21 protein-coding genes and 1 pseudogene are annotated in these 22,790 nt (G+C 62.8%); 18 read left to right on the forward strand and 4 right to left on the reverse strand.

Features of this window, described 5'->3' with window-relative positions; translation table 11 throughout:
• Window positions 1-2: 2 nt before the first annotated feature.
• Together MUU54_RS15920 and secA are read right to left on the reverse strand one after the other, a co-directional pair.
• On the reverse strand, window positions 3-1,415 hold the full coding sequence (locus MUU54_RS15920) for a lipopolysaccharide biosynthesis protein (protein WP_247245007.1): 1,413 nt from the start codon (window positions 1,413-1,415) through the stop codon (window positions 3-5).
• Between the two features lie 175 nt (window positions 1,416-1,590).
• The gene (secA, locus tag MUU54_RS15925) at window positions 1,591-4,308 is read right to left on the reverse strand and encodes a preprotein translocase subunit SecA (RefSeq protein ID WP_247245008.1); all 2,718 of its coding nucleotides are present in this window, start codon (window positions 4,306-4,308) and stop codon (window positions 1,591-1,593) included.
• Between the two features lie 249 nt (window positions 4,309-4,557).
• Between secA and MUU54_RS15930 the strand changes: the two genes are divergently transcribed.
• The 6 genes from MUU54_RS15930 to MUU54_RS15955 all read left to right on the forward strand — a co-directional run bounded on the left by MUU54_RS15930 (window position 4,558) and on the right by MUU54_RS15955 (window position 8,579).
• Window positions 4,558-5,445, forward strand: a complete 888-nt coding sequence (locus MUU54_RS15930; protein WP_247245009.1) for a peptidylprolyl isomerase — start codon at window positions 4,558-4,560, stop codon at window positions 5,443-5,445.
• Window positions 5,446-5,502: 57 nt separating this feature from the next.
• Window positions 5,503-6,744, forward strand: a complete 1,242-nt coding sequence (gene argJ / locus MUU54_RS15935; protein ID WP_247245010.1) for a bifunctional glutamate N-acetyltransferase/amino-acid acetyltransferase ArgJ — start codon at window positions 5,503-5,505, stop codon at window positions 6,742-6,744.
• A gap of 7 nt (window positions 6,745-6,751) precedes the next feature.
• Window positions 6,752-7,528, forward strand: coding sequence for a GNAT family N-acetyltransferase (locus MUU54_RS15940; protein WP_247245011.1), 777 nt, complete (start codon window positions 6,752-6,754; stop codon window positions 7,526-7,528).
• Window positions 7,525-7,935 carry an 8-oxo-dGTP diphosphatase MutT gene (gene mutT / locus MUU54_RS15945; RefSeq protein ID WP_247245012.1) on the forward strand — a complete coding sequence of 137 codons (411 nt, stop codon included), beginning with the start codon at window positions 7,525-7,527 and terminating at the stop codon, window positions 7,933-7,935. Before MUU54_RS15940 ends, mutT begins: the two co-directional genes overlap by 4 nt.
• Window positions 7,936-8,045: 110 nt before the next feature.
• The gene (locus tag MUU54_RS15950) at window positions 8,046-8,366 is read left to right on the forward strand and encodes a hypothetical protein (protein ID WP_247245013.1); all 321 of its coding nucleotides are present in this window, start codon (window positions 8,046-8,048) and stop codon (window positions 8,364-8,366) included.
• A gap of 39 nt (window positions 8,367-8,405) precedes the next feature.
• A complete protein-coding gene (locus MUU54_RS15955; protein WP_247245014.1) occupies window positions 8,406-8,579 on the forward strand; it encodes a Flp family type IVb pilin in 174 nt (57 codons plus the stop codon).
• Here the strand turns inward: MUU54_RS15955 and MUU54_RS15960 are convergent.
• The gene (locus MUU54_RS15960; protein WP_247245015.1) at window positions 8,576-9,457 is read right to left on the reverse strand and encodes a methyltransferase domain-containing protein; all 882 of its coding nucleotides are present in this window, start codon (window positions 9,455-9,457) and stop codon (window positions 8,576-8,578) included. The genes MUU54_RS15955 and MUU54_RS15960 overlap by 4 nt on opposite strands.
• Before the next feature lie 118 nt (window positions 9,458-9,575).
• Between MUU54_RS15960 and MUU54_RS15965 the strand changes: the two are divergent.
• The 5 genes and pseudogenes from MUU54_RS15965 to MUU54_RS15985 all read left to right on the forward strand — a co-directional run bounded on the left by MUU54_RS15965 (window position 9,576) and on the right by MUU54_RS15985 (window position 12,194).
• A pseudogene (locus MUU54_RS15965) lies at window positions 9,576-10,279 on the forward strand (ComF family protein).
• Window positions 10,280-10,340: 61 nt separating this feature from the next.
• Window positions 10,341-10,598: a glutaredoxin 3 gene (gene grxC / locus MUU54_RS15970; protein ID WP_247245016.1), complete on the forward strand. Its 258-nt coding sequence runs from the start codon at window positions 10,341-10,343 to the stop codon at window positions 10,596-10,598.
• Between the two features lie 12 nt (window positions 10,599-10,610).
• Window positions 10,611-11,465, forward strand: coding sequence for a carbon-nitrogen hydrolase family protein (locus MUU54_RS15975; protein ID WP_247245017.1), 855 nt, complete (start codon window positions 10,611-10,613; stop codon window positions 11,463-11,465).
• Window positions 11,462-11,890 (forward strand): DUF1178 family protein, encoded by a 429-nt coding sequence (locus MUU54_RS15980; RefSeq protein ID WP_247245018.1) that lies wholly within the window; start codon window positions 11,462-11,464, stop codon window positions 11,888-11,890. Before MUU54_RS15975 ends, MUU54_RS15980 begins: the two co-directional genes overlap by 4 nt.
• 13 nt (window positions 11,891-11,903) lie before the next feature.
• On the forward strand, window positions 11,904-12,194 hold the full coding sequence (locus MUU54_RS15985) for a hypothetical protein (protein WP_247245019.1): 291 nt from the start codon (window positions 11,904-11,906) through the stop codon (window positions 12,192-12,194).
• A 255-nt stretch (window positions 12,195-12,449) separates the two neighbouring features.
• On the opposite strand, the gene ubiG is transcribed toward MUU54_RS15985, so the two are convergent.
• Window positions 12,450-13,208: a bifunctional 2-polyprenyl-6-hydroxyphenol methylase/3-demethylubiquinol 3-O-methyltransferase UbiG gene (gene ubiG / locus MUU54_RS15990; protein WP_247245020.1), complete on the reverse strand. Its 759-nt coding sequence runs from the start codon at window positions 13,206-13,208 to the stop codon at window positions 12,450-12,452.
• Window positions 13,209-14,359: 1,151 nt separating this feature from the next.
• Here ubiG and MUU54_RS15995 point away from each other — a divergent pair.
• From MUU54_RS15995 to MUU54_RS16025, 7 genes are all read left to right on the forward strand, one after another.
• Window positions 14,360-15,070 (forward strand): alpha/beta hydrolase family protein, encoded by a 711-nt coding sequence (locus MUU54_RS15995; RefSeq protein ID WP_247245021.1) that lies wholly within the window; start codon window positions 14,360-14,362, stop codon window positions 15,068-15,070.
• Window positions 15,071-15,167: 97 nt separating this feature from the next.
• Window positions 15,168-15,806 (forward strand): SH3 domain-containing protein, encoded by a 639-nt coding sequence (locus tag MUU54_RS16000; RefSeq protein ID WP_376742112.1) that lies wholly within the window; start codon window positions 15,168-15,170, stop codon window positions 15,804-15,806.
• A gap of 188 nt (window positions 15,807-15,994) precedes the next feature.
• Window positions 15,995-17,269: an aspartate kinase gene (locus MUU54_RS16005; protein ID WP_247245023.1), complete on the forward strand. Its 1,275-nt coding sequence runs from the start codon at window positions 15,995-15,997 to the stop codon at window positions 17,267-17,269.
• 84 nt (window positions 17,270-17,353) lie between these two features.
• Entirely contained in the window at window positions 17,354-19,621 is a 2,268-nt protein-coding gene (gene ptsP, locus MUU54_RS16010; protein WP_247245044.1) for a phosphoenolpyruvate--protein phosphotransferase, read from the forward strand.
• 27 nt (window positions 19,622-19,648) lie between these two features.
• On the forward strand, window positions 19,649-20,731 hold the full coding sequence (gene prfA / locus MUU54_RS16015; protein ID WP_247245024.1) for a peptide chain release factor 1: 1,083 nt from the start codon (window positions 19,649-19,651) through the stop codon (window positions 20,729-20,731).
• On the forward strand, window positions 20,728-21,594 hold the full coding sequence (prmC, locus tag MUU54_RS16020) for a peptide chain release factor N(5)-glutamine methyltransferase (RefSeq protein ID WP_247245025.1): 867 nt from the start codon (window positions 20,728-20,730) through the stop codon (window positions 21,592-21,594). Before prfA ends, prmC begins: the two co-directional genes overlap by 4 nt.
• Window positions 21,595-21,897: 303 nt before the next feature.
• Complete coding sequence (locus MUU54_RS16025; RefSeq protein WP_247245026.1) at window positions 21,898-22,626, forward strand: DUF4167 domain-containing protein; 729 nt, start codon at window positions 21,898-21,900, stop codon at window positions 22,624-22,626.
• The last annotated feature ends 164 nt before the right edge of the window (window positions 22,627-22,790 follow it).

Genomic DNA, 22,790 nt, shown 5'->3' on the forward strand with positions numbered 1-22,790 from the left:
GGTCATTCAGCCTTGATACCGGGGAAAGTCTTGGAGCGGCCGAGCGCAAACAGCACGATGCCGAGCGTTCGGCGCAGGGCTATGTGCAGAAGCAGGGCTTCGACGGCCATGGCGAGAGACGTGGCGATCGCTGCACCCGTGAGGCCGAGGCGCGGGATCAGCACCACGTTCGCCGCGATCGCGGTGATCAGGACGACGCCATAGAGGAGGACGCAGAGCCTTTCGTGGCCGCCCATGCTCAGCAAGGTCTCGCCGGGGCCGATCAGCGCCTTGGCGAGAATGCCGGCAAACAGGATCGGCAGCAGCCAATAGCCTTCGGTGAACGCCTCGCCGAACAGCCCGAGAAGCTGTCTGCCGGTCAGAAGCAGGACGATTCCAAGGATCAAGGCCGGCCAGAAGCTCCAGCGGGCAACCTGGGCTGCAAACCGCGCCAGCTCTTGCGGGTCATTGGTGGCGAGAAGGACGGAGAAGCGAGGTCCCGCCGCCGCCTTGACGGCGAAGGCCACGAACTGGACGAGCACGATGATCTTCGTTGCGGCAAAATAGATGCCGACCTGGTCCGGCGGCAGATAGAGCCCGACCACCACCACGTCGGCATTGGTCAGGAGGAAGCCGATGCCGTCGATCAGAAAGATCGGCAGCGAATAGGCAAGCCAGGCCCGCGACTGGAGCCGCAGCTTACCGCGCCCGAAGGTGCGCTGAAGGCGCAGGCGCAGCCGCAGATACTGCGTCAGCGTCGCCAGATAGGTGGCAGCCAGCGCCGCCTGCATGGCAGTGACGGCGGTATCGGGCGCTCCCATCCAGACGCCGGCCACCATAAAGAGAAGGATCAGCGTCGGGCGAAAAATGAAAGTCGGACTAAGGGCCGTCACGGTCCAGCCGTTTGCCCGCGCGGTGCCGTCCAGCACGTCGCCGAGCGCGATCATCGGCAGGGTCACCATCGCCAGAAACAGCGGGACGAGCCAGTAGCTCTGGAAGAGGTCGCCGAAGAAATGGAGGAAGGCGAAGCCGGCAACCGCGATCGTGCTGGCGCAGATCAGCGTAAAGACGCGCGCAGCAACCAGCAGTCCGCGAGCCGCGGCCATATCGCCCTCCGTCTGGTGATGTGGGAGGAAGCGGATCACCGAGGTGTGGAAGCCGAGGCAGGAAAGGCTGCCGGCAAGTACAACCAATACCCAGACAAAGGCGAAGATGCCGTATTCGAACTCGCCCATCAGGCGGGCAAGCACGATCTGCGATACGAAGGCGATGGCAGCGCTGACGAGGCGAATGAGGAAGGCGATGAGCGCCTGACCTTGCGCTCGGGCGGTTTCATTGTCCTGCCGCAGCGTCCGCGCAAAATCGTCCAGCCACGGCCGCAGCCGCGTGCGCAGGCCTTGCGGCAAGAACCTCTCGGCTGTTTCGATGACCGCCATGACCGGCACGCAATACTCGCATCTCACGCAAACGCAGATGCCAGTCTTGCCACGGCAGGGTTAACAATCCTTTCGGCCAGCCGGAGATTTCGCTCTTTCCCTCGGCGACCCCACCGGGCAGAAACGAAAAATGCCGCCCGGAGGCGGCACTTTTCATCTGCTTTGCAACTATTCCCTACGCCTGTTCGAAGGCGCCGTGGCAGTGCTTGTACTTCTTACCGGAACCGCAGGGGCAGACCTCGTTCCGGCCGACCTTGCCCCAGGTCTCGGGATCTGTCGGATCGCGATCGTCAGGAGCCACCTGCATGCCGGAATCATTGCCGCCGGCAAAGTCATCGTCCCCGGTGGTGGCATCCACGTGGTGCGCCTCCATCACCGGCGGCGGTTCCGGCGCCGGCTGGTCGCGCACCAGTTCGACGCGCATCATCTGCGCGGTCACCGCTTCACGAAGGTTGGCCAGAAGCGCCTGGAAGAGCTCGAAAGCTTCCGCCTTGTATTCCTGCAGCGGATCGCGCTGCGCATAGCCGCGGAAGCCGACGACGGAACGCAGGTGATCGAGGTTGACGATATGCTCGCGCCACAGATGGTCGAGCGTCTGCAGGACGACGGAGCGCTGCACGTAGTTTATGACCTCGGGTCCGAAGCGCTCCGCACGGTCGGCAGCGGCTGCGTCGGCAGCCTGTGTGATCCTTTCGCGGATATCGTCTTCGCCAATCCCTTCTTCCGTAACCCAGTCTTCCACCGGCAGGTCGAGGTTGAGAAGGCGTTGCAGCTCCGTCTTGAGGCCGGCTGCATCCCACTGCTCAGCATAGGCGCGCTCGGGAATATGCTTGGCAACCAGGATCTCGATAACCTCATTGCGCATATCGGCAACGATCTCGGTCAGCGCTTCGGCATCGGCGTCCATCAACTCGATGCGCTGTTCGAAGATGACCTTGCGCTGGTCGTTTGTGACGTCGTCGTACTTCAGCAGGTTCTTCCGGATATCGAAGTTGCGGGCCTCGACCTTCTTCTGCGCGCGTTCCAGCGCCTTGTTAATCCAAGGATGGACGATGGCCTCGCCTTCCTTGAGACCAAGCTTCTGCAGCATGCCGTCCATGCGGTCGGTGCCGAAGATGCGCATCAGGTCGTCCTGCAGCGACAGGTAGAACTTGGAACGGCCGGGGTCGCCCTGGCGACCGGAACGCCCGCGCAGCTGGTTGTCGATGCGTCGGCTTTCGTGGCGCTCGGTGGCGATAACATAGAGCCCGCCGGCGGTAAGCGCCTTTTCCTTCAGCGCCTTTACCTCTGCGCGAATGGCGGCTTCCTTGGCGTCGCGCTCAGGGCCGGCTTCCATGCCTTCCAGGTCGCGCTCCAAGCGCATGTCAATATTGCCACCCAGCTGGATGTCCGTGCCACGGCCCGCCATGTTGGTGGCGATCGTGACGGCACCCGGTACACCCGCCTGGCTGACGATATAGGCTTCCTGCTCATGGTAGCGGGCGTTCAGCACGTGGAACTTGTCGAACCCGGATTGGCGCAGCATCGTCGCCAGAAGCTCGGATTTCTCGATCGAAGTAGTACCGACGAGAACCGGCTGGCCGCGCTCGTGGGCCGCCTTGATCTCTTCGATGATCGCCTTGAACTTCTCCTCGAAGGTCCGGTAGACCTCGTCGTCCTCGTCGATACGCTGGATCGGCAGGTTCGTCGGCACTTCCACGACTTCCAGGCCGTAGATGTTGCCAAACTCTTCGGCCTCCGTGGACGCGGTACCCGTCATGCCGGCGAGCTTCGAATACATACGGAAATAGTTCTGGAAGGTGATCGAGGAGAGCGTCTGGTTCTCCGGCTGGATCTGCACCTTCTCCTTAGCTTCCAGCGCCTGGTGCTGGCCTTCCGAGTAACGGCGCCCGGGCATCATGCGGCCGGTGAACTCGTCGATGATGACGATCTCGCCATTGCGGACGATGTAGTCCTTGTCGCGGGTGAAGAGCTTGTGGGCCTTCAGCGCATTGTTGATGTGGTGGACGATCGCGACGTTCTCGACATCATAAAGGCTCTCACCCTTGAGAAGTCCTGCCTGCCGCAGCAGGTTTTCCAGCTTCTCGGTGCCCACTTCCGAAAAATTCGCGGAGCGCTGCTTCTCGTCAATCTCATAGTCCTCTTCCGACAGGAGCGGAATGAAGGCGTCGATCGTGTTGTAGAGTTCGGAACGGTCGTCGAGCGGGCCGGAGATGATCAGCGGCGTGCGCGCCTCGTCGACGAGGATCGAGTCCACTTCGTCGACGATCGCGTAGTTGTGGCCGCGTTGAACCATCTGGTTACGGTCGTACTTCATGTTGTCGCGGAGATAATCGAAGCCCAGCTCGTTGTTCGTCGCGTAGGTGATGTCGCAGGCATAGGCCGCGCGGCGCTGGTCGTCGTTGAGGCCGTGGACAATGACGCCGGTCGTCAGGCCGAGAAAGCCGTAGAGGCGCCCCATCGTGCCCGCGTCACGGCTGGCAAGGTAGTCGTTGACTGTAACGACGTGGACTCCCTTGCCGGCAAGCGCGTTGAGGTAGACGGAAAGCGTTGCGACCAGCGTCTTGCCTTCACCGGTCTTCATCTCGGCGATGGCGCCGTCGTGCAGGATCATGCCGCCGGTCAGCTGGACGTCGAACGGACGCATGCCGAGAACGCGCCGGGATGCCTCGCGCACAACGGCGAAGGCAGGAACGAGGATGTCGTCGAGCGTCTTGCCGTCCGCCAGCTGCTGGCGGAACTCAGCAGTCTTCGCCGTAAGCTCGGCGTCGGACAGCGCCTTAATCTTGTCTTCGAGGGCGTTGACAGCCTCGACAGATGATTTGTAGGAGCGAACGCGGCGCTCGTTTGCAGAGCCGAACAGTTTGCGGGCCAATCCGCCAAAGCTGACCATCAGAATGGTCCTTTCCAGTCATCTTTACATAAAGAAAGCGAAGCCTCAGGCCGAGTTCTCGCCCGGCAAATTGCCCGCTACGCCCGGAAACTCTTCTGGACGCAAAGTAGCGTGACAGATAAGAGGGGGGTCGATTGATGTCAACGGTGGCCGCCGATACACAAAGGCCACAATCCGATGTTTGTGAAGGCTTTCCGACCGGGATCAGGCGCTTCTGAGACCGGCATCCATATCTCGAAAGGTGACTTGATGTTGCGCCACAAATTCCTCGCTTCGGCCGCCCTTGCTGTCGCAGTTTCCTTCACAGCTCCCGCTTTCGCGCAGGAAGATGCGGTTGTCGCCAAGGTTGGCGACATGGAGATCCACCAGTCGGAGCTCGACCTCGCGATCCAGAACCTCGACCCGCAGCTGCAGCAGCTTCCTGACGAGCAGAAGCGGGTTGCCGCGCTCTCTGGCGCCATCGACGTGAAGCTTCTGGCCCAGGGTGCGGTCGATGAGGGTATAGACGAGACTGACGACTTCCAGAAGCGCCTTGACTACATCAAGGATCGCGAGCTGCATAACGCCTATTTCCGCAAACACGTTGTCGATGCCGTGACCGAGGACGAGGTCAAGGCGCGCTACGAGATGGAAATTGCAGCTCTTCCGAAGCAGGAAGAGGTCAATGCCCGCCACATCCTGGTGAAGACCGAGGAAGAGGCAAGCGAGATCATCAAGCAGCTCGATGCTGGCAAGGACTTTGCCGAACTCGCCAAGGAGAAGTCGGAAGACTCCAACAAGTCCGATGGCGGCGATCTCGGCTGGTTCACCAAGGGCCGCATGGTTCCTGAGTTCGAGGAAGCCGCCTTTGCGCTGGAGAAGGGCGAATACACCAAGACGCCGGTGAAGTCGCAGTTCGGCTATCACGTCATCAAGCTCGAAGACCGCCGCGACGTCCAGCCGCCCGCCTTCGACCAGGTCGAGCCGCAGGTGCGCCAGCTGGTCATGCGCGACAAGTATCTCTCGCTCATCGAGCAGGCCAAGGCCGAGCAGGAGGTGGAGATCATGGACGAAGCGCTGCGCAAGGGCTATGAGGAGGTCAACAAGGCCCCCGATGCCGACCCCGCAGCGGGCGAGGCGCCTGCGGCCCAGCAATAAGACTTTCCTCAGGGCCCGGTTTTCCGGGCCCTTCCATGTTCAGTCCGGATCGCCCCGATGTCAGTTTCCGTCTCTCCGCTCGCTCCGAAATTCCTTCCCGAAATGCCTGCCATACGCGGCTTGCGAATGGCGACTGCGGCAGCCGGGATCAAGTACAAGAACCGCAACGATGTGCTCTTGATGGTCTTCGACCAGCCTGCGACTGTCGCCGGCGTTTTCACCCGCTCCAAGTGCCCCTCGGCACCGGTCGATTTCTGCCGCGCCAATCTGCCGCACGGGCAGGCCCGGGTGGTAGTGGTGAATTCCGGCAATGCCAACGCCTTTACCGGACTGAAGGGCAAGGCTGCGACGGAACTGACGGCGAAGTCGGCGGCGGCAGCGGTGGGTTGCGAAGCGAACGAGGTCTACCTTGCTTCCACCGGCGTGATCGGCGAGCCTTTGGACGCCTCAAAATTCGCAGGCGTCCTCGGCGACATGCATTCCGCTGCGGCGCCGGACTTCTGGGTTGAGGCAGCCAAGGCGATCATGACCACCGACACCTATCCGAAGGTCGCGACGCGCACGGCCGAGATCGGCGGCGTCACGGTGATGATTAACGGTATTGCCAAGGGTGCCGGCATGATCGCTCCCGACATGGCAACCATGCTGTCTTTCGTGGCCACGGACGCGGATATCGACGCGTCGGTTCTGCAGCAGCTGCTGTCTGCCGGTGTCGAGCCGAGCTTCAACTCCGTCACCGTCGACAGCGACACCTCCACCTCCGATACGCTGATGCTGTTTGCTACGGGCGCTGCGGCGGCAGACGGTCAGGCCAAGGTGACCTTGGTCGATGATCCGGCATTGGAAGGTTTCCGCGCGGCACTCAACGATCTCCTGAAGGATCTCGCCCTGCAGGTCGTCCGCGACGGCGAAGGCGCCCGCAAGATGGTAGAAATCACTGTCACGGGGGCGGAGAACGACCTTGCCGCGAAGCGAATTGCGCTTTCGATCGCCAATTCGCCTCTGGTGAAAACCGCTGTCGCTGGCGAGGACGCCAACTGGGGACGCATCGTCATGGCGGTCGGAAAATCCGGCGAAATGGCCGATCGCGACAAGCTAGCCATCTGGTTTGGCGAGGTACGCGTGGCAGTCGACGGGGAACGGGATCCTGACTATTCCGAAGCTGCGGCCACCGCAGTGATGCAGCGGGAGGACATTCCCGTGCGCGTCGAGCTCGGCATCGGCGAAGGCAAGGCCACCGTCTGGACCTGCGACCTCACTAAGGAATATGTCGCCATCAACGGCGATTACCGGAGCTGACGGAGGTATGCAGGCAAGTTCACCCGCCAGCAACCTGCCGCTTGTCCGTCGCCTGGAGGCTGTCGGCTTTCGTGCATGGCCCGCGGCAACCGTGATCTATGACGGCAGCTGGCAGCTCAGGCTTTCAGGCGGTCATCCGTCGAAGCGGCTGAACTGTGTGGTACCGCTTGATCCCTCCGATGTCCGGGACATGGACATCCGGCTCGAAAAGGCGCGCAAGCGGTTTCAGTCATACGGCCGCCCGCTCCTGCTGCGACAGACGCCGCTATCCCCTCCAATGCTGATCGAGAGACTTCCGGAGGCCGGCTGGGAGCGGTTCGAGACGGTCAAGGTGATGACGGCGGACCTGGCGCAGGTTACCCTGCCGGAAACGATCGATCACCTCCCGATGCATGATATTGGGCGCTTCGTCGACGCGAATCTCTCCGTCAACGAGGAGGATGCGGGCCTAAAGCCTGCACTTGCGGAGGTGCTGAGCACAATCAAGCCGCCGACGGGGCTTTTCGTCGTCGAAGAGCCTGCGCACAAGCCGGCTGCCGTTGCTCTTTGCGTACAGGACAATGATCTTGCCGGTATCATGGAATTTGCCGTTGCCACGTCTCACCGCCGCGAGGGACTCGGCTCAAAGATTCTCGCATCGGCGCTCCGCTGGGCACGCATCAGCGGCGCCCGAAGCGCCTGGCTGCAGGTGGTCGATAACAATCATCCGGCACTGGCGCTCTACCGGAAGTTCGGCTTCAGCGAGGCCTACGAATACCATTATTGGCGCGAGGTGCAGGCATGACCGCCGAACGCCGACTCCTGCTCGTCGCGGCTTGCGCGCTCGTCGATGCGGACGGGCGCATCCTGCTGGCGCAGCGGCCGGAAGGCAAATCGCTGGCCGGGCTTTGGGAGTTTCCTGGCGGTAAGGTCGAGCCGGGAGAGACGCCCGAGGAGACGCTGATCCGTGAGCTGGAAGAGGAGCTCGGCATCACCACCAAGGTCGCCTGCCTGGCGCCGCTTACCTTCGCCAGCCACACTTATGAAAGCTTCCACCTGCTGATGCCGCTTTACATCTGCCGGCGTTACGAGGGCATCCCTCAAGGTCAGGAAGGGCAGGCGATCAAGTGGGTGCGGGTCCGCGATCTCCGCTCCTACCCGATGCCGCCGGCCGACGAACCGTTGATTCCCTTCCTCCAGGACCTGCTTTGAAGTCACACTCCTTGCCGGAATCGGAACGACGTTAACAGATCGTTTATCTGAATCTCCTAGGCTCCCCCTTCACCAAGGCAGTGTATATGCGTTGACGAGGCTTTGAGACCATGGACGAGGAAGTCTGGAAGACTGTGCGGGCCCGCAATCGGCCATCCCGCAGATCCGGCAGGACCGGCGCCGTGAACATCGCCCTGCTGTTCGGCACGGCTGCGATCGCGCTGTCGCTGATCGTCACTCCGATGTTGGCAGAGAACCGCAACGACCGTCACCTGGCCCACGTGCAGGAGGAAATCGACCGGATCACCACCGGTTCGATCGGGTCTGCCGACAAGGCATCCAAGCACTACACCATCCGTCGCAGTGTGCTTCAGGAAACGCCCGGCTCCGTCTGCATCATCCAGCCCTACGACGTGGATAATCGCTGCTGAGCGGCGAGACGGCGAGGCAAAGCGAAAGGCACAATCCGCATGCGTCTCCTCCGGTCCCTGTCGCGCTGCAACGAAGGTGCCACGGCCATCGAGTATGGCCTGATCGCAGCTCTGATCGCGGTCGCGTTGATCGTCGGTCTCGGCGGGTTCTCCGACGCGCTGCTCGGCGTCTTCAACACGATCGAGAGCCACCTTGAGAACGCGATCAGCTAGTTTTCGTCGCTGCTGCCGACCTTCAATGCATCCGCGAGCCGCACCTTCGCGGATCCCGGCTTCAACGGCTGCTGCTGGCTTTCGTGCGGCGCCCAACCGGACGCATAGATGATCGAGAAGGTTGCCCGGATGCGGCCGTCCGGGTCAGAGTAACGCCCGGCATAAAGCTCGGCGGCGCGCAGGAACAGGGTGCGGCTGACAGGAGCGCGGCGTCGCCCGACCAGCGGATTGGCCATCCCCATCGCGCGAAGGTCGCGCATTAGCGGAAACAGCGAATCATAGCGCACGATGTAGCTCTCCACGTCCACCACCGGCAAAGCGAACCCCGCGCGCTGCAGAAGCGCGCCGACGTTGCGCACATCGGCGAAGGGAATGACCCTGGGGCTGGCGCCGCCGGTGAGCTCGGCCTCTGCGGTTAGCAGGACGTCGCGAAGCTCGGCCAGCGTACCGGCACCGGGAATTGCCGCCAGGAACAGGCCGTCGGGCTTCAGCGCCCGCCGGATGCGGACCAGCATTCCGGGCGTGTCGTTGACGAGGTGCAGCGACAGCGGCGACAGGACGAGATTGACGGATGCGGGTGCGAGCGGCACGTCGTCCAGCGGGGCGGTTGTTATCGGTTCCCCGGCTGCAGCAAAGGTAGCGTCTGTCTCGATCCGATTGACCGTTCCGACCTTGCCAGTCTCCAGCGCCAGCCGGGCAGCAATACCGGTTCCGCCATGCAGTTCGGCAGCGGCATCGAAATGCCGCTCCACCACCGAAAGGCGCTCCGCGAGTTCGCGTGCGGCAACATCAAGCAGGAAAGCTGCGCCAGGACCGCTCTGGCGAACCGCCCGCTCGCGCCGCTTTGCGGCCAGTGCCTGATCGAAAATGATCTCCATCGCGTCATCCATTCTGAAAACTGCTTGCGCAATGGCGCGTCCCGCCGGCTAATGTCAATCCATGGTGGCAGATCACCCAGAGCAGGAGCTCGGTATCCTCAGGCGATCCCCTACGCTCATGCGGTGCGACCTCGTCTACCCTCCCGTCTGCCCCGCATGTGGGCTGGGCACCGGGCGCCGCGCAAGTTTCTGCCCAACCTGCTGGAGCGAGATCCGTTTCATCGAGCGGCCCTAATTGCGATATTTTTGGGATCCCGTTCAGCTATGATCCGGGCGAGGGCATGGTGTCGGCGGAGGCGATTGACGATCCGCCCGTCTTCAACCGTTTGCGCAGCGTCACGAAGGACCGGTGCTGCAACTGGTTCACGGGCTGAAGTATAGCGACCGGACCGAACTGGCGCCATGATGGCGGCCTGGATGCTGCGCGCCTCTGATGGCTTCGTCGCCCGGAGCGATGCTATCGTTCCCGTGCCGTTACATCGCTGGCGATTCGTCAGCCGCAAGTTCAATCAGTCGGCCGAACTTGCGCGACACTTGGCAGGGCAGTCGGGTCGGCCGTTCCTGCCGAGCACGCTGGTCAGGGTGAAGAACACCTCATGTCAGGTCGGTCTGACAGCCCGCGGTCGCGAAGAGAATGTGCGGCCCGCTTTCAAGGTCGTGCCAGGGTGGGAGATCGACGTCGTCGGCAAGCATATCCTGCTGGTGGACGATGTATTCACCACCGGCGCCACCGTCTCCTCCGCGACCCGTGCGCTGAAGAAGGCGGGGGCCGCCGAGGTCACCGTTTTGACCTTTGCAATGGCTGTCACTGGGCCTATATGAAGAGCCAATGACAGTGCAAATGCGCGGCCCGCTCCCGCCTCGTCCGCGCCTGGAGAATTTGATGGCAGACGTCACGATCTACACCCGCCAAGGCTGCGGCTACTGCGTCCGCGCAAAATCGTTGCTCGCGTCCAAGGGTGTCGACTTCACCGAACACGATGCGACCTATGCGCCGGATCTGCGGCAGGAGATGATCGGCAAGGCCAATGGCCGGTCGACGTTCCCGCAGATCTTCATCAACGGCGAGCACGTCGGCGGCTGCGATGATCTCCATGCGCTGGAACGGGCCGGCAAGCTCGATCCGATGCTCGCCAACTAAAGGAGAGCGACGATGGCGTTCAAGGCGGCTGCGATCCAGATGTGCTCCGGTGTCGATCCGGAGAAGAACGCGGCCGACATGGCGCGGCTCGTGCGCGAGGCGGCGAGCCAGGGTGCGGTCTATGTTCAGACGCCGGAGATGACCGGCGCAGTACAGAAGGACAGACATGGGCTGCGGGCGGTGCTGAAAGACGAGGCGGGTGACGTCATCGTTTCCACGGCACAGGATCTCGCTCGTGAATTGGGCATCCATGTTCACGTCGGCTCGACGGCCATCGCGCTCGACGACGGCAAGATTGCCAATCGCGGCTTTCTGTTTGCGCCAGGCGGCAGCCGGATCTGCACCTACGACAAGATCCACATGTTCGACGTCGACCTCGACAATGGCGAAAGCTGGCGCGAGAGCGCCGTCTACCGGCCTGGCGGAGAAGCGCGCATTGCCGATCTTCCCTTCGCCAAGCTTGGTTTTGCCATCTGCTACGACGTCCGCTTCCCGGCGCTCTTCCGCGCGGAAGCCGTCGCCGGCGCCGAAGTGCTGACCGTGCCTGCCGCCTTCACCCGCCAGACGGGCGAAGCGCATTGGGAAGTTCTGCTGCGGGCACGGGCGATCGAGAATGGCGCCTTCCTCATAGCTGCCGCACAAGCGGGTGTGCACGAGGACGGCCGCGAGACCTTCGGCCATTCGATGATCATCGATCCCTGGGGCAAGGTTCTCGCGTCTGCCGGGGGCAGTGGAGAGGCCGTGGTCATGGCGGAGATCGACGTAGACCAGGTCAAGGCTGCCCGTGGCAAGATCCCCAATCTCAAGAACGCCCGCGACTTCACGCTCGATGTCGTGACGGCGGAGGCGAAAGGGGTGGCCGCTTGATCCGCTATTCCCTCGTCTGCGGCAACGCGCATAGCTTCGAAGGCTGGTTCTCAGGAAGCGCCGACTTCGACCGTCAGGTCGAGGCGGGCTTGCTGACCTGTCCCGTCTGCAGTTCGGCTGCAGTTTCCAAGTCGCTGATGACACCGTCCGTTGCCACGGCGCGCAAGCGCGAGGAGAAGCAGGCGGTGGCGATGGACATGGCGCAGAAGCAGATGATGGCGAAGCTCAAGGAAGCGGTCGCCGCTATCAAGGCCAATGCCGAGGATGTCGGCGAGAGGTTTCCCGAAGAGGCCCGCAAGATCCATTATGGTGAGGCGGACGCACGCGGCATCATCGGCAAGGCAAGCCTCGACGAGGTGCGCTCGCTGGTCGACGAAGGCATCGACATCGCGCCGATCCCGGTCCTGCCCGAGGATGCGAACTAACGGCTGCGGTAGGATGGAACGCCTGGCCGCATACAATTTCGCGCTGTTCGTGGCACCGTTTGACAAGCCCGAGACTGACGAATTCAGGCGGCGGAACCTTTTAAGTTCCGAGCGGTTGAACGGGCAGGGCTTTATCGGGCGCTCAGGCTATGACGGCGAGGAGGGTCCGCCGAGCTGGGGGCAAACGCTTCCCGCGCTTCATGGACGGCAGTGGCTTCTCGTCGGCACCGTCCACGCTCTCTCTCTGGTCAGACATCGAGTCATTGATGACTTTCACCTACTGGCGTCCATGCCGATGCGCTGAAGCACGCCGGCCACTGCCACGTTGCAAGACGATGGCCAGCTTTTGTTCTCTGGTGGACGGACGATCAGCCAGACTGGGCGGAGGCGGTGAAGCGGCGAGCAGCTTCACGACGAAGGCACTAACCCTGATGCCTTCGATGCCAAGATCCCTTCGGGCCGGCGGGAGACACCATCGTCATCAACTGATCCAAAGTCAGAGAACTTGCCGCCTTGAACGCGCAGACGCAGGGCGATCTGCTGGATCAGGTTCTCTCGTTCAGCCGCTGATTTCTGCCCGCTTCTTCGCCAGCAGCATGTAGTTCACGTCCATGTCCGGCGACAGGTTCCAGCGGTCCTGGAGCGGGTTGAAGAAGACGCCGGTGCGGTGGATGATGTCCAGACCAGCAGATGAAAGCGGCGCCTCGATCTCGTCCGGACGCACCAGCTTTTCGTATTGGTGGGTGCCTTTCGGCAGCCAGCGCAGCACGTTCTCGGCAGCGAAGATGGCAAGCGCGCGCGCCTTGAAGGTGCGGTTGATGGTGGCGACGAACATCAGGCCGCCGGGCTTGACCATGGCACCACAGGTGCGCATGTAGAAATCTACATCCGCCACATGCTCAACCACTTCCATATTGAGCACTACGTCGAACGTCTCGCCTGCCTCTGCAAGCTGTTCGGCGGTCACGGCACGATAGTCAACCTCCACGCCGGTTTCGGCGGCATGGGTCTGGGCAATCCTAATGTTCTTCTCCGACGGATCTGCGCCGACGACACTTGCGCCTATGCGGGCGACTGGCTCGGAAAGCAGACCGCCGCCGCAGCCGATATCGAGGACCCGCAGGCCGGAGAGTGGCAAATGCCCTTTGGGGTCGCGGCCGAAATTTTCAGAGACGCGGTCGCGGATATAGCCGAGGCGAACCGGATTGAACTTGTGCAGCGGCTTGAACTTACCGGTCGGATCCCACCATTCCGCCGCCATGGCGGAGAAGCGGTCGACTTCGCTCTGGTCGATGGTGGTTTTTGCGGCATCGGTCATGGGTTGTCATCTCCGGGATCCGAGCCTGAGGTCGGATGATTGGTGTCAGAAGTCAAGGGCCGTTGCCGCCGCTGATATAGAGCCCAGAAGATGGCGCGCAAGCGTTCGGTGGGAAGACGGTGCGACCCTCTGCTCCACCTCATCCTTCGCCCGTTGAACGCTTTATTGCCTTAACCATCGAGATTAGCAGTGCAGAGCGTCAATTGCGCGCAAGCTCTGCCGCTTAGCCCCAGCATTCGCTGCACCTCCACCTGACCTGCCTGATGCGGTGAGGGCACCATGGATCCGCTGCAGATCCCAATTCGCCGGCACGCTCTCAAACGGCAGACCTTACGCCGTATATGAATAAGAGTTGCGGCCTGGCGACAGAGCTCCTCGTGTTGTCTGGCCCGCAACTTTTCGTATTCCGTCATGTCGGAAGCCATCTTACTGTTCCTTCAGCTGCGTCACGTTCAGCGTCTCGCACGCGGCCGATAGGTACCAGACGCTGGGCAGACTCCTCCCTTGGTGATCTCGGTGTTTTCAGTTTTGGCCGGGACACCCGTGTGCCTCGTTCAATACTGATTATGTGACACGCGACGTGCCCCGTTCGGTGTCTTTTGCCAGCGCAACTCCGGTTCCTCTGCGGCGGCCTGGACTTAGTTCCTCGCGGAAAGCTAGACCGGGTGGTGTGCGACACACGCACGCCTCGCCTATCCAGCGAGAGGGGAACCATTTTCTGAGCGGCCCTGCAAAGCCCACTTGCATCACGGCAAGCCGTACAGGCACCGGCCCGCCTCGCCAGCGATGCGTGCCGGTGTAGCCGAAGCGGAACGAGCCAATATTGCTCGACAAAAAAAGGCGGGGAAAAAATGGCAGCTATTTCTCTCTTAAGCTTATGATCTCATTGAATCTGACGTGGCGGATCATCCCCAATTCGCGGCTTGATCGGTGTCGGCATCTGCGAAGATCTCGATTGTGCGGGAGGGGGAAATGGGGATCACGGTAGACAGGCGTCGGGCGCTGCTTAGGTTTGAGGAACTGCGTCTTAGCGAGACGGAGAGCCTGCCGGCGATCACCGACGGGTTTGCCATTGAACGGTTGCGGTTTCGCCTTCCCGACAGGAACAGCGTCAGGGGCATTCTGACGCGTGCGAAGGCGTCGGCGGTGCGGTGTCTTGGGATTCTACGCTGCCACGCCCATGGCGGGCGCTACGAATAGGAGCTTCCGAACTGGTCGACGGTCGCCCGGCACTGCTGGATCCACCCGGGCCTGCACTGGCGCGGCAAGGCTTCATCGTGCTGTCGATCGACATGCCGACCTTCGGCGAACGAGCCAGTGTGACGGAGGATGCCGCAGCCAAGGCAGCGCTCTGGCACGGGAGGACGCTGTTCGGGCAGATGCTTTCAGAGCAGGCGGCGGCGGTCTCGTGGCTGGCGGAGCGGAGCGACGTCGATCCGCGGCGTATCGCCGTGACGGGTCTCTCCATGGGGGCGGCGCTCGCCTATTTCCTTGCCGCGATCGACCGGGGCATTGCTGCTGCGGCACATCTCTGCTGCTATGCGGACTTCGCCACCCTGTTAGAGACCGGCGTGCACGATCTGCATGGCCATTACCTTACGATCCCGGGGATGCTGCGCGAAACATCGACCGGTGAGATCGCAGGGCTGGTCGCACCGCGACCGCAGCTGATCTGTGTCGGCAAGGACGATCCGCTGACGCCACCAGACGCTGTTGCGGCCGCTCTTCAGACGACGCAGGCTCTTTATGCGAATGCCGGCGCGCCGGCCTCGCTGGTCTTCCTGGCGCAGCCAGGCGTAGGGCACCAGGAGACGCCGGCGATGCGTCGGGCGCTCTTAACCTTCCTGCACAACTACCTGTGATGCTACTGAACCGCTTGTTCACGGCCGGTTCAGGCGTCCGGGAACAATAGAGTGCTGCGAACATTTTGGAGAGAAAGGCGGCGCATAGGCCGCCGAAATGCTCCGCAGGAGGAAACACGTGAAGAAGTACCTGTCTATCGCGGCTGCAGCGCTTGTTTCTGCAGTGTCCTTGCCATCGCTCGCGGACGCCGCCGTACGCGGCGTCTCGACCGGCAACGTAAACATGCGCTCCGGACCCAGCACTTCCTATCCGGCGGTCACTGTCATTCCGGAAGGATCGCCGGTGACGATCTATGGCTGCATGCGCAACGTCAACTGGTGTGACGTCGCCTTCAGCGGCGGACGTGGCTGGGTCTCCGGCAATTACGTGCGGGCGGCGTATCAGCAGCGGCGCGTCGAGGTTGAGCCTCGCTACTACCGCCCGCTCGGCATCCCGACCGTCACGTTCGAGCTCGGCAACTATTGGGACCGCCATTACCGCGGCCGCGACTTCTACCGTGACCGCGACAGGTGGGACCGACGCGACCGGGACTGGGATCGCCGCGACCGTCGCGACTGGGACCGAGATCGTAGCGACACGGACCGGGATCGCGACCGAAGGGAATGGGATCGCGATCGGGGCGATCGTGACCGCGATCGAGATCGAGACCTTGGTGGACGCAGCGGCGGCCCCGTTCCGGGACCGAATGGGACCATTTGCTTCAATCAGGACCCCGAGTGCCTGACCCGGAACTGACCCGCTATCAGATCGCTGAATGAGAGGGCGTGACGCCACAGGGTTGCGCCCTTCTGCACTACGAATCTCGCTTCCGCCGCCATTGCGCGCCTTCCCCCTTTTCGCTATGAGACGCGGCGAATTCCGCCTCTCCCGGGGCGTTTCTGTGCAGACGCCCCTTCGGGCGAACGGATGGACTCAAGGGTAAAATGGCTCGCATCGTCATGAAGTTCGGCGGCACCTCGGTCGCTAATCTGGAACGCATCCATAATGTTGCGCGCCATGTCAAACGCGAGGTCGACGCCGGGCATGAGGTGGCGGTGGTCGTCTCTGCCATGTCCGGCAAGACGAACGAGCTGGTCGGCTGGGTGCAGGACACGCCCAAGGTCGCCGGTGCCAACTCGCCGTTCTATGACGCGCGCGAGTACGATGCCGTGGTCGCTTCCGGAGAACAGGTGACCTCCGGCCTGCTCTCCATCGCGCTGCAATCGATGGGCGTCAATGCCCGCTCCTGGCAGGGCTGGCAGATCCCGATCCGGACGGACAGCGCCCATGGGGCGGCCCGTATTCTCGAGATCGACGGGTCGGACATCATTCGCCGGATGGGCGAGGGCCAGGTGGCAGTCGTTGCCGGCTTCCAGGGCATCGGCCCGGACAACCGGATCGCCACGCTCGGCCGAGGCGGCTCCGATACCTCGGCCGTTGCCATTGCGGCGGCCGTCAAGGCCGACCGGTGCGACATCTATACCGATGTCGACGGCGTCTACACGACCGATCCGCGCGTGGTGCCGAAGGCGCGACGGCTGAAGAAGATCTCGTTCGAGGAAATGCTCGAGCTAGCCTCGCTCGGGGCAAAGGTCCTGCAGGTGCGGTCGGTCGAGCTTGCCATGGTTCACAAGGTCCGTACCTTCGTACGCTCAAGTTTCGAGGATCCCGATGCGCCGGGCATGGGCGACCTCATCAATCCGCCCGGCACGTTGATTTGCGACGAGGAAGAAATCGTGGAACAGGAAGTCGTCACCGGCATCGCCTATGCCAAGGATGAGGCACAGATCTCGCTGCGCCGGCTCGCTGACCGGCCCGGTGTCTCGGCCGCCATCTTTGGGCCGCTGGCCGAAGCCCACATTAATGTCGACATGATCGTCCAGAACATTTCCGAGGATGGATCGCGCACCGACATGACCTTCACCGTGCCTTCCGGGGACGTGCAGAAGGCGCTCAAGGTGCTCGAGGACAACAAGGCGACGATCGGCTTTGACGTGGCGCAGAACGAATCGGGCCTGGCCAAGGTCTCCGTGATCGGCATCGGCATGCGCAGCCATGCGGGCGTCGCGGCGCTCGCTTTCAAGGCACTTGCTGAAAAAGGCATCAACATCAAGGCGATCACGACCTCGGAAATCAAGATTTCCATCCTCATCGACGGCGCCTATTCCGAACTCGCCGTTCGGACTTTGCATTCTGCCTACGGTCTCGATAAGAGTTGATCATGGGCCGGCAGGCCTCGCTTCCCGGTTGCGGAGGTGGAGATTGCCGGCGAACGTGACCTCGTTTCGGGAGCAACTATGCCGATGAGAGACCTGTCGGCGGGTCCGCGCGTTCTGCTGCGGCGGCTGCGAGAACTGATGGCCGAGCCGCTGGATCCGCAGGAGCGGCTCGACCGGATCGTGCGTCAGATCGCCAGCAATATGGTGGCCGAGGTCTGCTCGGTCTATGTGCTGCGTTCCGACGGCGTGCTGGAGCTTTATGCGACCGAAGGTCTCAATCCGGAAGCCGTGCACCTTTCGCAGCTGAAAATGGGGCAGGGTCTTGTCGGCACCATCGCGGCGTCGGCCCAACCGCTCAATCTTTCGGATGCGCAGGCGCACCCCGCCTTCCGTTATCTTCCTGAAACGGGAGAGGAAATCTACCACTCCTTCCTCGGTGTGCCGATCTTGAGGGCCGGTCGCACTTTGGGCGTCCTCGTCGTCCAGAACAAGGCGAGCCGGACCTACCGCGAAGACGAGGTCGAGGCGCTTGAAACCACCGCCATGGTGATCGCCGAGATGATTGCGACCGGGGAACTGAAGAAGATCACCAAGCCGGGCCTCGAGCTCGACCTGACGCGTGCCGTCACCATCGAGGGCGATGGCTACAGCGAGGGGATCGGTCTTGGCCATGTGGTGCTGCACGAGCCGCGCGTGGTGGTCACCAATCTCCTGAACGACGACGCCGACAACGAGGTGCGCCGGCTTGCCGAGGCGCTGGGCTCGCTGCGCATCTCGATCGACGACATGCTGTCGCGCCGCGAGGTCGCAAGCGAGGGCGAGCATCGTGAGGTGCTTGAAACCTATCGCATGTTTGCCTACGACCAGGGCTGGGTGCGCCGCATGGAGGAAGCGATCCACAATGGCCTGACGGCTGAGGCTGCGGTGGAAAAGGTGCAGAGCGACACAAAGGCGCGCATGATGCGCCTGACGGATCCGTATCTGCGCGAGCGCATGCATGATTTCGATGACCTCGCCAACCGGCTGCTGCGGCAGCTGACGGGCTATAGCGGCCGCGCCATGGGCGAGGGGCTGCCGGCGGACGCGATCATCTTTGCCCGCGCCATGGGGGCGGCGGAGCTTCTCGACTACCCGCGCGACAAGCTGCGCGGCCTCGTGCTCGAGGACGGGGCGGTGACGAGCCATGTGGTGATCGTTGCGCGCGCCATGGGAATCCCGGTGATCGGTCAGGCCGTCGGTGCGGTGGCGCTCGCCGAGAACGGTGATGCTGTAATCATCGACGGCGACGAGGGCGAGCTGCATCTGCGGCCGATGGCAGACCTCCTGAAGGCCTATGAGGAAAAGGTGCGGCTGCGCGCGCGCCGGCAGGAGCAGTTCCGTGCCCTGCGCGACGTCGAGCCGGTGACCCTGGACGGCAAGCGCATCAGCCTGATGATGAATGCCGGCCTGATGGTGGACCTGCCGCAGCTTTCAGAATCGGGCGCAGACGGCATCGGGCTTTTCCGCACCGAGCTGCAGTTCATGATCGCCTCGACCATGCCGAAGCTCGAAGAGCAGGAGGCCTTCTATCGCAACGTGATCAAGCAGGCAAACGGCCTGCCGGTGACGTTCCGCGCGCTCGACATCGGCGGCGACAAGGTCGTTTCCTATTTTCGTAGCCACGAGGAAGAAAACCCGGCGCTCGGCTGGCGGGCGATCCGCCTTTCGCTCGACCGGCCGGGGCTCCTGCGCACGCAGCTGCGGGCGCTGCTGCGCGCTTCCGCCGGTGCGGAACTGAAGATGATGCTGCCGATGGTGACGGACGTCTCCGAGATCCATGCGGTGCGCGACCTTCTGCAGAAGGAAGTGCAGCATCTTTCCAAATTCGGCCACAACCTGCCGCGGCGCCTGCAGTTCGGCGCGATGCTGGAGGTGCCCTCGCTGATGTGGCAGCTCGACGAGCTAATGGCTGAGGTGGACTTCGTTTCGGTCGGTTCGAACGACCTCTTCCAGTTCACCATGGCAGCCGATCGCGGCAATGCGCGCGTTTCCGACCGCTTCGACATGCTGGGCAAGCCTTTTCTCAGGATGCTGCGCGAGATTGTGCGGGCGGCCGAGCGCAACCAGACGCAGCTGACGCTGTGCGGCGAGATGGCCGGCAAGCCGCTTTCGGCCATGGCGCTGATCGGTCTCGGTTTCCAGTCGGTGTCGATGAGCGCAACGGCGATCGGGCCAGTCAAAGCGATGCTGCTGTCGCTCGATGCCGAGAAGCTGGCGCAGGCGCTTAATGCAGCGCTGGACGAGAAGCGGTCGCAAGAGCCGATCCGCGCGCTGCTGATCCGGTTTGCCGCAGAGAACGGCGTCCCGGTCTAAGAAGAACAAGAAAATGGAGTGAGCAGGGTGGCGAAGCTTCCTGTAGACAAGATGCGCGAGTTGGAGCGCCGCTTCGGCGAAATCGAAGCGCGCATGTCGGAGGGACCGGCGGCGGACGTTTATGTGCGGCTGGCTTCGGAATATTCCGAGTTGCAGCCGGTAGTGCGCAAGATCCGCGACTACGAGAAGGCGACCGCGGAGGTTGCCGACCTGAAGACGCTGCTCGCCGACAAGGCGACGGATCGCGAGATGCGCGAACTGGCCGAGATGGAACTGCCGGAGGCGGAGGAGCGCGTCGAGGCGCTGGAGCGCGACATGCAGGTCCTCCTGCTGCCGAAGGATGCGGCCGACGAGAAGAGCGCGATCCTGGAAATCCGCGCCGGCACCGGCGGCAACGAGGCGGCGCTGTTTGCGGGAGATCTCTTCCGCATGTATGAGCGCTATGCCGCGGGCAAGGGCTGGAAGGTGGAGGTGCTTTCCGCCAGCGAAGGCGAGGCCGGCGGCTTTCGCGAAATCATCGCGACCGTCAGCGGGCGCGGCGTGTTCTCCAAGCTCAAGTTCGAGTCGGGTGTGCACCGGGTGCAGCGCGTGCCGGACACGGAAACGCAAGGACGTATCCATACCTCTGCAGCAACCGTTGCGGTGCTGCCGGAGGCGGAGGAGATCGACATCGAGATCCGCGCCGAGGACATCCGCATCGACACCATGCGCTCCTCCGGCGCCGGCGGGCAGCATGTCAACACGACGGACTCGGCCGTGCGCATCACCCACCTGCCGACGGGGCTGGTGGTGACGAGTTCGGAGAAGTCGCAGCACCAGAACCGCGCCAAGGCCATGCAGGTGCTGCGCTCGCGCCTCTACGACATGGAGCGGCAAAAGGCCGAGAGCGAGCGCTCTGCCAACCGAAAGAGCCAGGTCGGCTCCGGCGACCGGTCCGAGCGCATCCGCACCTACAACTTTCCGCAGGGCCGGGTGACCGATCACCGCATCAACCTGACGCTCTACAAGCTCGACCGGATGATGGAAGGCGACATCGATGAAGTCGTCGACGCCTTGATCTCCGACTACCAGGCGGGTCAGCTGGCACAGCTTGGCGAGATGCAGGGGTGACCCGGCTCGGTGCGGCCGTTGCCGATGCGCGGGCGCGTTTTGCCGCCGCCGGACTTGCCGACGCTCCCATGGAAGCGCGCGTCCTGATCGGCGGCCTGTTGGGGCTCAGCAGCATGGAGGTTTTTGCCGGCGAGGACCTCGTGCTGACGGACGAGCAGATGGGCACGATTGAAGATGCCGTCGTGCGGCGCTTGAAACGCGAGCCCGTGCACCGCATATTAGGGGAACGGGAATTCCACGGCATGGTGCTGAAGCTCTCCAAGGAGACGCTGGAGCCGAGGCCCGATACCGAGACATTGGTCGATAGGGTTCTTCCCCGGCTGAGGCAGATCGTCGCGGCGCAGGGGGCGGCCCGGGTTCTCGACCTCGGGACGGGAACGGGCGCAATCATCCTCGCCCTCCTCAAGGAATGTGCCGGCGCAATCGGCTTCGCCACGGATATCTCGGATGGTGCCCTGGAGACCGCGCGCGCCAATGCCGTTCGGCTAGGACTGTCGGACAGGCTTGAGACGGTCCGCAGCAACTGGTTCGAGGCGATCTCCGGGCGCTTCGACATAATCGTGTCAAACCCGCCCTATATCCAGAGCTCCGTAGTGGCGGAGTTGGAGCCGGAGGTCAGGGATTTCGACCCGCCACGGGCGCTCGATGGCGGTGCAGATGGCCTCGATGCCTATCGGGCGATAGCCGCGGGTGCATTGAAGAGGCTTGCATCCGGCGGTGTTCTCGGCGTCGAAATCGGCTATGACCAGAAGGACAGCGTTACAGACGTTTTCGCGCAAGCGGGCTTCCAAGTTGTGGAAGCAGCATGCGACTATGGCGGCAACGACCGCGTGCTCCTCTTCTCCAAAGCGGCTGGTGCATGAGTTTGCACAGCGAAAGAAAAAGCTTGGATTTACAGAGGAAGCGGGATAGTTTGCGGCCACGCACTGGGCGGCTGGGAATGAACGGAGATTCGTTCGGGTTAGGTCAACCCTGGACCGGCTCTTTTTTAAGAGTTTCGAAGGTTGAACATTTCCCGGTGCGTGAATCAGTTAATTTGACTTTCACAAGCGGCAGGCGGCTTGGTTTCTTCCTGTCCGCGGCGCGCGAAGTCTTGCTCTGGCATGTGCCAGCACGGCCGCGTGGCCCCCTATCAGCGGATAACAGAAAATTCAGGTGATCGATCTATGAGGCCAGGACAGCAGAACAAGCGCGGTCGAGGGCGTGGCGGCTCCAACAACGGCGGTGGCAACAACTTCAACCGCAAGGGCGGCAATCCTCTCACCCGCACCTATGACAGCTCCGGCCCAGACGTCAAAATCCGCGGCACGGCCCAGCATATCGCAGAGAAATACGCCACGCTTGCCCGCGACGCCCAGAGCGCCGGCGACCGCGTGATCGCGGAAAACTACCTGCAGCACGCCGAGCACTACAACCGCATCATCGCCGCCGCCCAAGCGCAGATGCAGGAACGCTTCCAGCGTGACGACCGCGGCGATGGCCAAGACCGCGACAATCAGGATGTCGACGACAACGACTCGAACGACTTCGAAGACGATATCGGCGGCCGCCAGCATTCCAACGACGCACAGCCGCAGCAGCAGCCGCGCCGAGACCGTGACCAGCAACGCGATCAACAGCGTGACCAGCAGCGCCAGAACCGGCGCGAGCAGGCCCCGGCAGCGGACGCAGCGCCGGCCATCGATGGCTCCGGACCTCAGCCTGTGATCGAAGGAACGCCGGCGGAAGTGGCTGCCGAGGAAGATGCGCCGGCCGCACCCGCCAAGGAGCGCCAGCCGCGCCGCCGCAATGCTGGCAACCGCCCACGCCGTCCGCGCCGCGGTGAAGGCGAGAGCGCGTCCGAAGGCGAAGCTTCCGGCGGACAGCCGGAGATGGCCGAGGTGGCGGGCGAGTGATCGTCAGCTGAGGACAAATGAACTCCGGTCTCGCGACCGGAGTTCAGCTTGATGACAAACCCCCGCCCCACCTTCTCAAGGACCAAGATTCACGGAACGTCTCTGAATCGAGAAGAGAGCGGATCGGAGTTGAAGTAGCGCCAGCAAAGGCAAAGAGGACTTTG

Origin of the sequence: Pseudorhizobium tarimense, assembly GCF_022968135.1 — a bacterium.
In the GTDB taxonomy this organism is placed as follows: Bacteria; Pseudomonadota; Alphaproteobacteria; order Rhizobiales; family Rhizobiaceae; genus Neorhizobium; species Neorhizobium tarimense.